General features: G+C 66.1%; 16 protein-coding genes and 1 pseudogene. 6 read left to right on the forward strand and 11 right to left on the reverse strand.

Annotation, left to right across the window (positions count from 1 at the left end):
- Positions 1-62: 62 nt before the first annotated feature.
- Complete coding sequence (locus tag IB274_RS11400) at positions 63-899, forward strand: D-hexose-6-phosphate mutarotase (protein ID WP_192432015.1); 837 nt, start codon at positions 63-65, stop codon at positions 897-899.
- A 170-nt stretch (positions 900-1,069) separates the two neighbouring features.
- Here the strand turns inward: IB274_RS11400 and IB274_RS29825 are convergent, their stop codons facing one another.
- From IB274_RS29825 to IB274_RS11410, 3 genes are all read right to left on the reverse strand, one after another.
- Positions 1,070-1,198 carry a hypothetical protein gene (locus IB274_RS29825; protein ID WP_017516671.1) on the reverse strand — a complete coding sequence of 43 codons (129 nt, stop codon included), beginning with the start codon at positions 1,196-1,198 and terminating at the stop codon, positions 1,070-1,072.
- A 74-nt stretch (positions 1,199-1,272) separates the two neighbouring features.
- Positions 1,273-1,461: a hypothetical protein gene (locus IB274_RS11405; protein ID WP_192432016.1), complete on the reverse strand. Its 189-nt coding sequence runs from the start codon at positions 1,459-1,461 to the stop codon at positions 1,273-1,275.
- Positions 1,462-1,482: 21 nt separating this feature from the next.
- Complete coding sequence (locus tag IB274_RS11410; RefSeq protein WP_192432017.1) at positions 1,483-1,920, reverse strand: hypothetical protein; 438 nt, start codon at positions 1,918-1,920, stop codon at positions 1,483-1,485.
- 219 nt (positions 1,921-2,139) lie between these two features.
- Between IB274_RS11410 and IB274_RS11415 the strand changes: the two genes are divergently transcribed.
- Positions 2,140-2,574 (forward strand): PGDYG domain-containing protein, encoded by a 435-nt coding sequence (locus tag IB274_RS11415; RefSeq protein WP_192432018.1) that lies wholly within the window; start codon positions 2,140-2,142, stop codon positions 2,572-2,574.
- 156 nt (positions 2,575-2,730) lie between these two features.
- The gene (locus IB274_RS11420; protein WP_192432019.1) at positions 2,731-3,636 is read left to right on the forward strand and encodes a YihY/virulence factor BrkB family protein; all 906 of its coding nucleotides are present in this window, start codon (positions 2,731-2,733) and stop codon (positions 3,634-3,636) included.
- On the opposite strand, the gene IB274_RS11425 is transcribed toward IB274_RS11420, so the two are convergent.
- Both IB274_RS11425 and IB274_RS11430 read right to left on the reverse strand, forming a co-directional pair.
- Complete coding sequence (locus IB274_RS11425; protein WP_192432020.1) at positions 3,633-4,184, reverse strand: hypothetical protein; 552 nt, start codon at positions 4,182-4,184, stop codon at positions 3,633-3,635. The two genes, IB274_RS11420 and IB274_RS11425, sit on opposite strands and share 4 nt — an antisense overlap.
- Positions 4,185-4,272: 88 nt before the next feature.
- A complete protein-coding gene (locus tag IB274_RS11430) occupies positions 4,273-5,181 on the reverse strand; it encodes a LysR family transcriptional regulator (RefSeq protein ID WP_192432021.1) in 909 nt (302 codons plus the stop codon).
- A gap of 105 nt (positions 5,182-5,286) precedes the next feature.
- Here IB274_RS11430 and IB274_RS11435 point away from each other — a divergent pair, with 105 nt between their 5' ends.
- Positions 5,287-6,519: an SGNH/GDSL hydrolase family protein gene (locus IB274_RS11435; RefSeq protein WP_192432022.1), complete on the forward strand. Its 1,233-nt coding sequence runs from the start codon at positions 5,287-5,289 to the stop codon at positions 6,517-6,519.
- 106 nt (positions 6,520-6,625) lie between these two features.
- On the opposite strand, the gene IB274_RS11440 is transcribed toward IB274_RS11435, so the two are convergent.
- The 4 genes and pseudogenes from IB274_RS11440 to IB274_RS11450 all read right to left on the reverse strand — a co-directional run bounded on the left by IB274_RS11440 (position 6,626) and on the right by IB274_RS11450 (position 11,064).
- The gene (locus IB274_RS11440) at positions 6,626-7,741 is read right to left on the reverse strand and encodes a PilT/PilU family type 4a pilus ATPase (RefSeq protein WP_192432023.1); all 1,116 of its coding nucleotides are present in this window, start codon (positions 7,739-7,741) and stop codon (positions 6,626-6,628) included.
- 114 nt (positions 7,742-7,855) lie between these two features.
- Positions 7,856-8,416 (reverse strand): methyl-accepting chemotaxis protein, encoded by a 561-nt coding sequence (locus IB274_RS30105; protein WP_412548421.1) that lies wholly within the window; start codon positions 8,414-8,416, stop codon positions 7,856-7,858.
- Positions 8,396-9,172 (reverse strand): annotated as a pseudogene (locus IB274_RS30110) (PAS domain-containing protein); the annotation flags it as partial. The pseudogene IB274_RS30110 and the gene IB274_RS30105, both read right to left, overlap by 21 nt.
- A gap of 134 nt (positions 9,173-9,306) precedes the next feature.
- Positions 9,307-11,064 carry a hybrid sensor histidine kinase/response regulator gene (locus tag IB274_RS11450; protein ID WP_192432025.1) on the reverse strand — a complete coding sequence of 586 codons (1,758 nt, stop codon included), beginning with the start codon at positions 11,062-11,064 and terminating at the stop codon, positions 9,307-9,309.
- A gap of 27 nt (positions 11,065-11,091) precedes the next feature.
- On the opposite strand from IB274_RS11450, the gene IB274_RS11455 reads away from it, so the two are divergent.
- Both IB274_RS11455 and IB274_RS11460 read left to right on the forward strand, forming a co-directional pair.
- Positions 11,092-11,751 carry a response regulator gene (locus tag IB274_RS11455; RefSeq protein WP_192432026.1) on the forward strand — a complete coding sequence of 220 codons (660 nt, stop codon included), beginning with the start codon at positions 11,092-11,094 and terminating at the stop codon, positions 11,749-11,751.
- A 204-nt stretch (positions 11,752-11,955) separates the two neighbouring features.
- Positions 11,956-12,588, forward strand: coding sequence for a LysE family translocator (locus IB274_RS11460; protein ID WP_192432027.1), 633 nt, complete (start codon positions 11,956-11,958; stop codon positions 12,586-12,588).
- A 70-nt stretch (positions 12,589-12,658) separates the two neighbouring features.
- Here the strand turns inward: IB274_RS11460 and IB274_RS11465 are convergent, their stop codons facing one another.
- Both IB274_RS11465 and IB274_RS11470 read right to left on the reverse strand, forming a co-directional pair.
- A complete protein-coding gene (locus IB274_RS11465; RefSeq protein ID WP_192432028.1) occupies positions 12,659-12,940 on the reverse strand; it encodes a peptidylprolyl isomerase in 282 nt (93 codons plus the stop codon).
- Between the two features lie 126 nt (positions 12,941-13,066).
- Positions 13,067-13,657, reverse strand: coding sequence for an NAD(P)H-dependent oxidoreductase (locus tag IB274_RS11470; protein WP_192432029.1), 591 nt, complete (start codon positions 13,655-13,657; stop codon positions 13,067-13,069).
- Positions 13,658-13,769: the final 112 nt, after the last annotated feature.

Consider the following 13,769-nt stretch of genomic DNA (forward strand, 5'->3'; position numbering starts at 1 on the left):
AACTACAGAGATCTTCACGCCCCGGAATGTCCGGGCAGGGATTGGATCAGGACATCCGGACAATGCTCGAGCATCCGCTGCAGCGTTTTTTTCATTCCATGCGGGGCAAGCGCCCCTTCGACTGGGTGCGCTTCCAGCGTCGCGACCTGCTGCTCATCGATCATCCGCAATGCCAGGCGGTCTTCAGCCGCCAGGGCGCGCAACTGCTGCACTTCCAGCCGCGCGGCGCGCGCCCGCTGCTGTGGTGTTCCAGCCAGTGGCCGAGCCTGAGCACTGCGCCGATCCGCGGCGGTATCCCGGTCTGCTGGCCCTGGTTCGGCAGCCACCCGGTGGAGGCCGACTGGCCTCAGCACGGCTGGGCACGCCAGCGCGAGTGGCGCATGCTCGATGCCTGGGCCGATGACCAGAAGGCGGTCGTCAGCTGGCAGTTGGATATCGAGGACTGGCACGTGCGCCTGGAAGCGCGCCTGGGCCAGGACCTGGACATCGAACTCTCCAGCTACCACGAGGATGACAGCGACTGCCTCTTCAGCTTCGCCCTGCAGCCCTACTGGCGCGTGGGTTCGCTGCGCCGCTCGGTGGTCCACGGGATGGAGTTGGACGGCAAGGCCAGCGGCCTGCCCAACACTTGGGCGCCCCGTGGCGCGGTCAAGCAGGTGCTCTACAACACCGGTTCCCTGGTGCTGGAGGATGCCGGCTGGCAGCGCCGCCTGCGCATCGACAAGAACACCAGCGCCGGCAGTGTCATCTGGCACCCCGGCAGCCGCGCGGTGGAGCAGGTGGAGCCGGGTGAAGCGGAGCGCTTCCTGTGCATCGGCGCCGCCGGCTATCGCGCGGGTGGCCTGATTCTCGCCCAGGGCGAGCGGATGCTGCTGAATCTGCGGGCCGGTCTGGTCTGAGCAATCAACTGCAACGGGATGGCCGGGCTGTAGGAGGGGGCTGCCTCTGCTTACCTAGGGAAACCGCGCAATGCCCGCGATCGCGCGCATGGCGCGCTCCTGCAGAGTCTTGGGAAGAGATGTGAGCGGACAGCCTCACCGAGGCCATCCGCAGAACGAGGGGCGCGCCCTCAGGACGGTTGCTGCGGAGTGCCCAGCAGCGACTTGCCGGTTTTCTTCTGCCGCTTGGCCATGCGCTTTTCATGCGCGGTTTTCAGCGGCTTCTTCTTCGCTTGTTTCTTCGCGTCGAGACCTTTCATGCGCCTGTCCTCCAACGGGACGCCCTCGGGCCGAGAGCTGACTGCTTCAGCATAGCCCCGTGACGGGCGGCCGTTCAGCCGGCGGTCAGGCGCTCCAGTTCGCGGCGCACCATGTTGGCGTAGTGCGGCGGGCTCAGCCGGTACAGCTCGCCGGCCACCCAGGGTAGCCAGCGGGCGCCGAGCTGCTCACGTTCGGCCAGCAGGCGCCGGGCTTCGGCCTCGGCGCGCTGGGCGTTTTCCTGGTGGTAGTCGGCACGGCTCATCGGTGGCTTTTCGGTGCAGTGTCAGGTCTTGGCGCAGCTCAGAGTCTGCGGATCGATGGTGATGCTGGCCAGCGGCTTGGCGTCGCTGCCGGCGTACTCGTGGGTGACGCTCAGGTGGTGCTCGCGGAAGCGCTGCAGCAGGTCGGTCTGCTCGCAGGTGGTGCCTTCGAGCTGCTTCTTCAGGCCGTTCTCGAACTTGGCGCGGGCGCCCAGGTCCATGGCGTCCAGGCGCAGGTTGGAGATGGCGTAGCGGTAATACAGCATCTTCTTCGCCGGGTCGAGCTGCACGCTGTTGAGGGTGGTCACCTTGTCCACCTGGCGCGGCAGGTTGGACTTGGTCACCTGGTCGAAATAGTCCGCCGATTCCTTGAGGAATTTCGCTTCTTCGGGGGTGTCTTCGGCGTGGACGGCAAGGCTGGTGAGCAACAGGAAGGGCAGGGCGAGACGGGCAAACGGCATGGGAGATTCCTGTATGGCTGATGGGGGGGCTCAGTAGGTGCGACAGCCAGGGGTTGGCCGGGTTCGGTCGAGTGCGCGATGACGGCACGCTCATGGCCTGTGAGTGTAGAGCACCGCCAGCCGCTGGCCGCTCGCGGGGCGATTCTTTTGCGAGTAGGCTTGCCCCCGTTCTTTCCCCCACAGTTACCCCACCTTATTCCGCAGGTCCGTAGTCCCGACATGATCGAACTGACCCAGGTTGACCTCCGCACCGATCCCGCCGCGCAACGAGTGGTGAAGGACGAAACCGTCACCGTCGAATTCGCTGCTGCGGCAGGCGAATTGATGAGCCTCGAAGGCCCGAATCGGTATGCCGTCGGCGACGCGATCATCAGTGGCGCGACCGGCGAGCGCTGGGTCGTCTCCCGCGAGCGTTTCGATCCGAAGTACCGGCCCGCCGACGCCGCGCTCACCCACGGCGAGCCGGGTGCCTACTGCAACATCCCCAGCCCGGTGCTGGCCCGCCGCATGGACGAACCCTTCACCCTGCTGCGCTCGGCCGGTGGCGACCGCCTCACCGGTGCCGCTGGCGACTGGGTCATGCAATACGCCCCCGGCGACTACGGCGTGGTGAAGGCCGAGCGCTTCGCCAAGGTCTATCGCCTGGCCGACTGAAACCGCCCCCGCACTGGCTTCCACGCCCCGCCAGCGGCTATGGTCTGTGCTGGCGGGCGCTCTGCGTCGCGCTTTTGTTGCAACTTTGCCGGCGTTGCGCAGGTCCACCCTGCAGCCCGCCGGCGAGCGGGACGCTCATCGGGAGGACGGTGCGGGATGCGATTCATGGACATGCGCGGGCTCAGTCTGGGGCCCTGGAAGCTGATCAGCCTGACGGTGAAGGAATTCCTCGACGACGAGATGCCCACCTACGCCGCGGCACTGGCCTACCAGGGGCTGTTCTCGCTGTTTCCCTTCCTGTTGTTTCTCATCGCCCTGCTGGGCTTCCTGCACCTGCCGGAGTTCTTCGACTTCCTCCGCCAGCAGGCCGACTACGTGCTGCCGGCGCAGGCGCTGGATCAGGTCAACCCGGTCATCGACCAGTTGCAGCAGCGCCAGGGCGGATTGCTGTCTCTTGGTATCGTGGTGGCGCTGTGGTCGTCCTCGGCGGCGGTGCGTTCGCTGATGATCGCGCTCAACGCCGCCTACGACGTGCGGGAGGCGCGCCCGGCATGGAAGCGCATCCCGCTGTCGCTGTTCTACACCTTCGGCCTGGTAGCGATGCTGATGCTGATCGCCGCGCTGATGATCCTCGGGCCCCAGGTGATGGGCTGGATCGCCGCCAAAGTGGGCCTGGAGGACTTTGTGGTGATCCTCTGGAGCATCCTGCGCTGGCCGGTCATCGTGCTGCTGATGATGATGGCGGTAGCGATCATCTACTACGTCACGCCCAACGTGCAGCAGCGCTTCCGCTTCATCACCCCCGGCTCGGTGCTTGCCGTGGTGCTGTGGATTTCCGCATCGCTGGGCTTTGGCTATTACGTGAAGAACTTTGCCGACTACAACGCCATGTACGGCAGCGTCGGGGCGATCATCGTGCTGTTGCTGTATTTCTACATCTCGTCGGCGGTGCTGCTGCTGGGCGCGGAGCTCAATGCGGTGATTGAGCACCATCTGCCCCACGGGAAGGACGAGGGCGAGAGGACCTTCGACCAGGCCGCTCCGGCGCCCGATGAGGGCTAGGGTTGAACCGGCTGGTCGGCGACGGCGGGTGGTTCGCTGAGCAGTGAGTTGACCAGCGCGGTGGCCTTCTCGAACGATGGGTAGCCGCTCTTGGCGACGTCGAGGTTGCCGTAGTCCTCAAGATACTGCCGGGCCCTGGCCGGGTCGGCCTGCTCGACCAGGAAGGGCTCGGACCAGATCTTGTAGAGCAGCGCCACGGCGTAGGGCTGACCGGCGTCGGCGGCCTTCTCCAGCAGCGGCAGCACCTCGTCCACCTGCGGGCCTTCCTTGATCTTCAGCAGCGCCATGTAGAAGCTCGCCTCGCCGCGCACGTCCTTTTCCATGGAACGGGCGAGCAGCGCCTCGGCCAGCTCGTAGTTGGCCAGGTCGCCGCTGGCGATCAGCAGCTTTGCCTGCAGCATGTCGTTCTGATAGAGCAGGCGTTCCTGCCGGCAGGCCTCGCCGCTCAGTGGCTCGTCGCAGGGGTTGCTGGCGTTCGTCGAGCAACCGGCGAGCAACAGCGGCAGGGCCAGGGTGGCCAGCAGGTAAGGTATGTGTTGCTTGCCCATGCAAGTCCCTCGGGAGCGGATGTCAGGGTTCGACCGGTCGGTGGGCGCGCCGGTTCTGCTCATTGGCGAAAAGCATAGCCGCTGCCCGTCAGAGAGCTTCGAAACCAGGCAGGCGCGGCAGGCGCTCGATGAGAAAGTCGATCAGCGCGCGGGTCCGGGCCGGCAGAAAAAGCCGCGAAGGATACAGCAGGCTGGCCTCCTGCGTAGGCCCGCGCCACTCTGGAAGGAGACGTTGCAGGCTGCCGTCGGCCAGCAGGTCGGCCACCAGCCAGGCCGGCGTCAGGCCGAAGCCGGCGCCCAGGCAGTAGCTCTCGCGGATCGCCAGGGAGCTGTTCACCGTGTAGCGGCTGCGGGTGGCGAGGTTCAGCTCGCGCCCGTCGGCGTGGCGCAGCAGCAGGTTCTGCCCGGCGTCGAGCCAGGCGAAGCGCAGGTAGTCGGCCAGCGGTAGTTCTTCGGGTTCCCGCACTTCGAGCTGCCGCGCAAGCCATGCCGGGGCGGCCACCAGATAGCGCGGCGAGCGGGCCAGCGGGCGCGCGATCAGCTGTTCCGGCAGTTCGCCGCCCAGGCGCAGGGCGAGGTCGATGCCTTCCTCGGCGAGGTCAACGAAGCGGTCGTTGAGCAGCAACTCGATATCGACCTCCGGGTGCAATTGCATGAACTCCAGCAGCAGCGCATTCAGACGCAGCACACCCAGGCTCACCGGTGCGCTGACCCGCAGGCGGCCGCGCACCTGCTCGGTCTCGCCACGGGCCTCGCTGACGCCCTCGGCGTAACTTTCCAACGTCTGCCGGGCATGCTCGTAGAAGCGCCGGCCCTGTTCGGTGGGCTGCACACGGGTGGTGCTGCGGATCAGCAACTGCGCGCCGACCTGCCGCTCCAGCGCGGCCATGGTCTTGCTCACCGTCGGCTGGCTGCTGCCGGATTCGCGGGCCACGGCGGAAAGGCTGCCCAGCTCCACGGCGCGAACGAAACAGTGCAACGCCTTGAGAGTATCCATGTCCTATTCGTTTATCGAATGACGGGTCTGCAAATATGCCGTCTACCGCCGTGATTGGGAATGGCCGAGCCTGTGGTCATCCCATCATCGATCTCGAGGAATGCCATGAAACGTTTGCTGCTCGCCGCCCTGATCACCCTGGCCCTGCCACTGGCGCAGGCGGAAGAAGGACACTGGCAGGCGACCTGGAGCGTCAGCCCGCAGCGCACCTGGGGCAGGGAAGTGCCGCTGCCGCTGGGTGTGCCGCCGGTGATCGGCAACCACACGCTGCGGCAGAGCGTGAAGCTGAGCCTGGGTGGCCAGCGCGTGCGCATCGCGCTGTCCAACGCCTATGGCAGCCAGCCGGTGGCCATCGGCGGTGTCGCCGTGGCACTCGCCGGGTCCGCCGGGCAGCTCGATGGCCAGAGCCGTCGCCTGACCTTCGCCGGCCAGCCCACGGCGTACATCGCACCGGGTGCCGAGTTGCTGAGCGATCCGCTGGACCTCGCCGTTCCGCCGCTGGGCGAGCTGGCCGTGTCGATCTACCTGCCGCAGCCCACTGCCATCGAAAGCTTCCACTGGGACGGCAAGCAGCGCGTCTACGGTGGTCCGGGCGAACAGCTCGACGCCGTGCGCCTGCCGGCGGACGGCAAGATGGAAGCGCGACTGTTCCTCGCCGATGTGCTGGTGGAAAGCCCCGCAGCGCGCCCGGTGGTGGCGGTGCTCGGTGACTCGATCACCGACGGCCGTGGCGCCAGCCTGGACGGCAACCAGCGCTGGCCGGACGTGCTGGCGCAGCGGCTGGCAGCGCGTGACGTGGGCGTGATAAATGCCGGCATCTCCGGCGCGCGCCTGCTCTCCGACGGCATGGGGCAGAGCGCCCTGGTGCGTTTCCAGCGCGACGTACTGGGCAAGCCGGGCGTGAAGGTGGCCATTGTGGCGCTGGGGATCAACGACATCTCCTGGCCCGGCAGCACCTTCGCGCCGAACAACCCGCTGGTGCAGTACGAGGACCTGGTCGCCGGTTACCGTCTACTGATCGCCCAGGCCCATGTGCGCGGCGTGCGCCTTATTGGCGGGACTATCCTGCCGTTCGAGCGCGCGCTCAGCGGGTCGCCTATCGAGAACTACCACGCCGCCAACAAGGAGGCGCTGCGCCAACGGGTGAACCAGTGGATTCGCGAGAGCGGCGAGTTCGATGCGGTGGTGGACCTGGATGCGCACCTGCGCGATCCCGCCCACCCGCTGCGCCTGCTGCCGGCCTACGACAGCGGCGACCACCTGCACCCCAACGATGCGGGGAACCGGGCGATGGCTCGGAGCGTGGATATCGATGCGTTGCTCAAGGGCATCCAGTAGGAGCGAACTTGCTCGCGAAGCGTTTTACTCTGTGCCTGCCGGTGAGCTGTGTTCGCGAGCAAGAACTGGGCGTCCCCTCGCTCCTACGAAAAGCAGCCGGGTCAACTCAACTGCCGAACGCCGGCCCGATGCTGTCGTCATCCATGCCGCGTTCCAGTTTGATCTTCAGCGCCAGGTCGGTGCGCGAATCGGCGAACTTCAGCGCATCGCTCACGCTCACGCGGCCTTCCTCGAGCAATTTGTAGAGGCTCTGGTCGAAGCTCTGCATGCCGCTTTCCAGCGCGCGTTCCACCGCGCCCTTGAGCTCGGGCAATTCATCGCGCTGGATGATGCCGCGGATGTGCGGCGTCCCCAGCACCAGCTCCACCGCCACGGCGCGGCGCTGGTGGGTGCCGGGCACCAGGCGCTGGCCGACCAGCGCGAGGATGTTCTGCGAGAGGTCTGCCAGCACCTGCGGGCGCGCCTCGTCGGGGAAGAAGCGGGTGATGCGCTCGATGGCGTGGCGACAGCTGGTGCCGTGCAGGGTGGCAACGCACAGATGGCCGGTCTCGGCATAGTGCAGTGCGTGCTGCATGGTGGCGGCGTCGCGAATCTCGCCGAGCATGATCACGTCGGGCGCCTCGCGCAGCACGTTGCGCAGGGCGTCCTCGTAGCTGTGGGTGTCCAGACCGACCTCGCGCTGGTCGATGATCGACTTCTTGTGCATGTGGAGGAACTCGATGGGGTCCTCGATGCAGACGATGTGCCCGGAGCGGTGGCGGTTGCGGAAGTCCAGCATGCTCGCCAGGGTCGTCGACTTGCCCGCGCCGGCCGCGCCGATCACCAGGATCAGCCCGCGGTCCTGCATGGCCAGCTTGTCGAGGATCGAAGGCAGGCCGAGGGAGGTCACATCGGGGATCACCTGCTTGATCAGGCGCACCACCATGGCCACTTCGCCACGCTGGAAGTAGATGTTCGCGCGAAAACGCCCGATGTCCGGCACGCTCAGCGCCAGGTTCATCTCCAGGTCGCGCTCGAACTCCTGCGCCTGGGCCGGCGACATCAGTTGCCAGGCGAGGGTCTTCACTTCGCCGTTCTGCAGTACGCGGTCATCCGCCGGTTGGCTATGGCCCTCGGCTTTCAGATGCGGCGGCGCGCCGACACTGAAGAACATGTCCGAGCCGCCACGCTCGGGCAGCAGGCGCAGATACTGGATGACGTCGGGGAGGGGAGTGTCGCTCATTGGATCGTCCTTCGATGGCGAGGGTGCACATCTGCATTGAGCCTAGCTGCAATGCCGGACGGGAGCCTAGGCGAGGCTGTGACACGCCGTGTTGACGTGCCGCAGGGAAGAACCTCAGGTCGACAGCTGGTTCGCAAACTGGCCGACGGCGTTGACCACGCGCTGGGCGCTGTCCTGGATCTCGATGATCACCGTGCCGGCCTGGCCGGATAGCTCCAGCCCCAGCTCGGCCTGTTGCTTGCCGCGGTCGATCATGGCTACAGCCTGGCCGGCCAGGTGCTGGTTCTGCTCCACCACGCGGGTGATTTCCTCGGTGGCGGCGCTGGTGCGCGAGGCGAGCTGGCGTACCTCGTCGGCGACCACCGCGAAGCCGCGCCCCTGGTCGCCTGCGCGGGCGGCTTCGATGGCGGCGTTTAGAGCCAGCAGGTTGGTCTGGTCGGCGATGCTGCGGATGCTCTGCACCAGCGCGCCGATGGCCTGGGACTGTCGGTCCAGCGCCTCGATACCCTGGGCGGCCTCCTGCATGCGGTCGGCCAGCTCGCGCATCACATCCACGGTCTGCTGCACCACGGCGGCACCCTTGGTGGCGCTGTTGTCGGTGGTCTGCGAGGTGTCGAAGGCGATGGTCGCCGCTTGCGCGACGGCGTTCTCGCGGTGCACCTGTTCGGTGATCACGGTGGCGAACTTCACCACTTTGTAGAGGCGATCGTGGGCGTCGATGATCGGGTTGTAGGAGGCCTCCAGCCAGACCTCGTGGCCGCGGCTGTCGAGACGCTTGAAGCGGCCGGTGACGAACTCGCCACGGCGCAGCTTGGCCCAGAATGCCTCGTAGTTGGACGAGTTGTACTCGGCGGGTTCGCAGAACATCCGGTGATGCTTGCCCTGGATCTGCGTCAGGCTGTAGCCCATGGCGTTGAGGAAGCGGTCGTTGGCGGCGAGCACTTCGCCCTGCAGGTTGAATTCGATCACTGCGGTGGAGCGTTGCAGCGCCTCGATGAGGTTCTCGTGCTCGCGGGAATTCTCGATGGTGCGGGTGAGATCGCTGGCGTAGATCGAGAAGCGCTGAATCTTTCCGGCGCTGTCGTGCACTGGCTGCAGGATAGAGCGCAGCCAGGCTTCTTCGCCGTCGCCACGTAGCAGACGGATCACCCCGGCGAGGTGCTCGCCGCGCTCGATGGCGTGCTTGACCCTCAGGTGGAAATCCAGTCCGCGCACGTGGTCGGGAATCAGGTCGAGCAGCGGGCGGCCCTTGAGCTGTTCGCCGCGGTGAAGCATCTCTTTCTCGAAGTTGGCATTCACCGACTCGATGCGCCCTCGGGGGTCGAGGAACAGCACGAGCATTTCCTCGTCGAGACTGGCACGGATCTCTTCGAAGGAGGCGAGTTCTTCACGCAGGGCGGCGATTTCCTGCTTCAGACGCGAGTTGAACATGCGAGGGCTTTCTCTAGTGGTGAGGCACGAAGGCTGTTGCCGATTCGTTTCACCATTGCATCGGCCGATCCGGCCACGACTTTAGCCCCGGATGAATTGACGTAGCCCCCGTGGTTGAAGGCCTGGCGCCGCTTTCAGGCGGTGCTGGTCACTTCCTGACTGCTGGCGATGGCGGCGCGCAGCTGGTCGGCGTCCAGCGGCTTGTGGAGCAACTGGCTGCCGCTGGCGGCAGCCTCGCGCAGGCGCTCGGGGGAGGTGTCGCCGGTGATGATCAGCGCCGGCACATTGCGCGAGAGGTAGCTGCGGATGCGGCGCACCGCATCGGCACCGGTCAGGCCTTCACCTAAGCGGTAGTCGCTGAGGATCAGGTCCACCGGTGCGCGGCCAGCGTGGCTGGCTTCGATATGCCGCTGACAGGCAAGCAGTGCGCTGGTGCCGGGGTAGACGCGATGGCCCCAGACCTCCAGCAGGCTGCACAGCGCGTGCAACACGTCGACTTCGTCCTCCACCACCATGATGCCCAGGCCGGGCTCGCGCTCGGTCGTCGGCATCGGCAGGGGCGGGGCCTGCAACGGCGTCTCGGCCAGTGGCACGCGCAGACTGAAACAGGTGCCCCGGCCGGCCTCGGAAGACAGCGCCAGGGGATGTCCGAGCAGCCGCGCGGTGTGGCGCACGATGGCCAGGCCGAGACCGAGGCCCTGCTTGCGGTCGCGCTCGGCGTTATGCAGTTGGACGAACTCGTCGAAGATCACTTCCTGCTGGCTGGCATGAATGCCGACGCCGGTGTCGATCACCTGGATTTCCAGCTCGTCGCCGCGCCGCCGGCAGCCCAACAGCACGCTGCCCTTGGGGGTATAGCGGAAGGCGTTGCTCAGCAGGTTGTCGAGCACGCGCTTGAGCAGCAGCGGGTCGCTATCCACCCACAGCTGGCTGTCCTGCACACGCCAGCGCAGGTTGTGCTCGTTGGCGGTGCCGGCGTATGCCTCGCGCAGGTCGGCGAACAGTTTATGCAGCGAGATCGGCTCGCGCGCCACCGGCACCACGCCGGCGTCCAGGCGCGAGATGTCGAGCAGGCCGTTGAGCAGGTCGCCCAGATTCCCGAGCATGGCACGCAAGCGCGTGGCGATATCACGCGCCTGGCGGGCGTCGACGGGGCCGCGCTCGGCAAGGGCGGAGAGGGCGCCGACGAATAGTCCGAGGGCGTGGATCGGCTGGCGCAGGTCATGACTGGCGGCGGCGAGGAAGCGCGACTTGGCGCGATCTGCGGCACGCGCGAGGTCGCGCTGTTCGCGCAGGTCGTGCACCAGCTCGGAATTCTCCTGGCGCAGGCGGATGGTCTCGCACAGGCTGCGGTAGGTCACCCGGCTGTAGTACAGGTTGACCCCGGCCAGGCAGGCGATGAAGAAGCTGTAAGTAGTGTGCTGCTCGTCGGCAACGCTCAGGCACAGCACCAGCACGGGCAACAGCATCGCGGTGAGCGAGCCGATATAGGCCGGCGGAAAGGCCGACAGCGACGGCACCGCGCCGCACACCAGGCCGGTGAGCACGATGCAGGTGAACGCGAACAACTGCGGATCGCCGTGGGCAAAACCGGCCCAGCCCAGCCATCCCCAGAGCAGACTGCTGGCCCAGGACAGCAGCGTGTTGCTCCACAGCCAGCCGTGGCCCAGCGCGCGCGCGGGGGCTTGCCGGAAGTACGTGCGTGCCAGGACAATCCGCCCCAGCGTGAGCGCGTAGAGCGCGACCAACCAGAAGACCATCGTCGTCGGCGACAGGGCATTGCGGAAGATGTACAGCACCGGCAGGGGTATGACCAGGTTGGCAAAGAGCACGGCGTAGGATTGGCGGAACAGGAGTTCGACCAGATCGCGCTGCTGCAGGCTGTTGTACATATCCGAAATGCCTCAGGGAGACGAAAAATGGATGGGAAGCGCGAATTTCGGGTGGTCATCGCCGATGATCACGGCATCGTACGGGACGGGTTGCACCTGTTGCTTTCGACCCAGGACGGTATCCAGGTGGTGGGCGAGGCGGGGGATGGCATGCGCCTGCATGCCCTGCTGGAAGAACAAGGCGCGGACCTGCTCCTGCTCGACCTCAACATGCCCGGCCTCAACCGGCTGCAGTTCATCCAGGAACTGCGCCAGCGCCGCCCTCGGCTGAAGGTGCTGGTACTCACCGCCAATACAGAAACGGCTACCGTGCGTTCGGTACTCGATGCCGGCGTACACGGTTACCTGAGCAAAAGCGATGATACCGGCGAGCTGCTCGAAGCCATCGAGGCTCTGCGCAGCGGCCAACTCTACCTCGCGCGCAGCCTGCGCTTCATGCTGGAAAGCCCGCACGTACGCCCGCAGGGAGATGCTGACCTGCTCTCGGCCGTGGACCTTACCCGCCGTGAACGGCAGATCCTCACACTGGCGGCCCAGGGTCGCAGCGCGCGGGAGATCGCCGAGCATTTCAGCATCAGCCCGCTGACTGTGCGCAAGCACCGCGAGAACCTCATGCGCAAGCTCGACCTGCACAGCACTGCGGAGCTGGCGGCGTACGCCGTGCGCCTGGGCGTGCCCAGCGCCTGAGTCGAGCTTGTGCCATGCCTGCGTGCGCATGTCGCGCGTCCTGTCAGTGAGCCGTTGGACAGAGACTAGCGCCGCGCACCGGCATAAAAAATACGGCAACTGCCGTATGTGCCTGGCGGCCCGCGCTCCCTAACCTTTCCCGACACGGACCAGACGCCGCCTCGATGAGCGCCGGCCGATACCCGATCAGGGAAGGATCACATCATGACACTGCCTGCCTACTGGGCCTCGTTCGCCGTGGCGACGCTGGCCTTCGCCTGCATGCCGGGCCCGGCCATTCTCTACATGACCTCGCAGACCCTCGCCCACGGCCGCCGCGCCGGCCTGCACGCCGCGCTGGGCATTCACTTGGGTTGCTACGCCCATATCTTCGCTGCCAGTGCCGGCCTAGCCGCATTGCTGCACCACGCGCCGAATCTGTACCTCTCGCTAAAGCTGGCCGGCGCGGCCTACCTGATCTGGCTGGGCGGCACGATGATCTTCGGCCGACGCCGACCGGGTAGGGATGCTGAAGATCTGGACGAGGCGCGGCCGAAAGTGCTACGCGACAGCATCATCGTCGAGGTGCTCAACCCCAAGACGGCGCTGTTCTTCCTGACCTTCCTGCCGCAGTTCGTCGACCCGACCGCGAGCCTGCCGGTGGGCCTGCAGTTCTTCATCCTCGGGATGATCGTCAACCTGGTGTTTTCCACCGCCGACGTGCTCGCTGTGCTGTTCGCCTCACTGTTGCTGGGCGCACTGGGCAAGGGACGCGGACAACGGCTGATGCCGCGTGTGTGCGGGTCTATCCTGATAGGGCTGGGTGTGATGCTGGTGGCGCGGGGCGGGCCGGTGTGACGCGGGGATCTGGAGCGCAAAGCAGAGCAGGCGCCGCCCCCGGAAAAGGGCGCGGCGCGGGTGAAGCGGATCAGTCCTCGCGGCTGGTCACTTCCACCAGGTGGTAGCCGAACTGGGTCTTCACCGGACCCTGGACGACGTTCAGCGGGGCGCTGAACACCACCTGGTCGAACTCGCGAACCATCTGGCCCGGGCGGAAGCTGCCCAGGTCGCCGCCGCTGCGGCCGGACGGGCAGGTGGAGTTGTCGCGCGCCACCTGGGCGAAGTCGGCGCCGCCTTCGATGGAGGCTTTGAGTTCATTGCACTTGGCTTCGCTGGAAACCAGGATGTGACGGGCGGATGCACGGGCCATGGGAAAACTCCTGAACAGGCAGTAGGAAAGGGCGAAGCCTAGCCGATTCCAGGCTCGAACCCAATGCCGTTAGCCAAGCGGTACTGCGTTCCTACAGGTTAAGCCCGGCGCCCGCACTTCGGAATATCAGGCCTTGCCGCCCAGCACTTCACTCAGGTGCTGCTGATAGCGCACCACATCATTCGCGATGTTCGGGCGCTTCATCACATCCACGCAGAGGAAGGTCGGCAGCGGGCTCATGCCCAGGAACTGGTTGGCCTTGTGGAAGGGGAAGTACACCGCGTCCACACCCTTGCCCTCGAAGAAATCGGTCGGATCGTCGAAGGCCTGCTGCGGCGCGTTCCAGGTGGCCGAGATCATGTACTGCTTGCCCTGCAGCAGGCCGCCGCTGCCGTACTTCTGCGAGGCATCGGAGCGCGTGCGGCCGTCATTGGCGTAGAGGCTGCCGTGGCCGGCGGTGAACACCTCGTCGATGTACTGCTTGACGGTCCAGGGCGCGCCCATCCACCAGCCGGGCATCTGGTACACGATGATGTCGGCCCAGAGCATCTTCTGCACTTCTTCCTGGATGTCGTAGCCGCCGTCGATGAAGGTTTCCTTCACGTCGAAACCGGCGTGGTCCAGATGCGCGATGGCGGCTTCATGCAGGGTCGCGTTGTAACGGCCATCGGAGTGGGCGAACTGTTTGCCGCCATTGATCAGCAGGATCTTTTTCATGGTGTGGGCCCTGAAGTGAGAAATTGGATGGCGGCAGAATATCCAGCTCAGCACGGCGGAAAAACCCGTTTTCGGACAAATGATCCGTGCGTGAGAATCAATAATGCGGCTG

Origin of the sequence: Pseudomonas sp. PDM18 (assembly GCF_014852585.1) — a bacterium.
Lineage (GTDB): Bacteria > Pseudomonadota > Gammaproteobacteria > Pseudomonadales > Pseudomonadaceae > Pseudomonas.